We start from the raw sequence: 225 nt of genomic DNA, 5'->3' as shown, positions 1-225 counted from the left end.
CGAGGTCACCGCGCACAATCACGGCTTCGCCGTGGACGCCCCCCTCGACAGGGTTTCCGACACCCCCTTCGGGCGTGCGGAGGTCTCCCATGTCTGTCTTAACGACAACGTCGTCGAAGGTCTGCAGCTGCTCGATCAGCCGGCCTTCAGTGTCCAGTACCACCCCGAGGCCGCCGCGGGTCCGCATGACGCCGCGTACCTCTTCGACCGCTTCGTACAGCTCAT

At 65.3% G+C, this 225-nt stretch carries 1 protein-coding gene; it reads left to right on the top strand.

Features of this window, described 5'->3' with window-relative positions:
- On the top strand, nucleotides 1-225 hold a 225-nt coding region (locus ADL29_RS15335; RefSeq protein WP_425424244.1), incomplete at both ends, for a glutamine amidotransferase-related protein.

The sequence above is a fragment of the Streptomyces chattanoogensis genome, assembly GCF_001294335.1.
GTDB classification, from domain to species: domain Bacteria; phylum Actinomycetota; class Actinomycetes; order Streptomycetales; family Streptomycetaceae; genus Streptomyces; species Streptomyces chattanoogensis.
The sequence above is the reverse complement of the archived record's forward strand: the minus strand, read 5'-3'. Positions and strand labels throughout refer to the sequence as shown.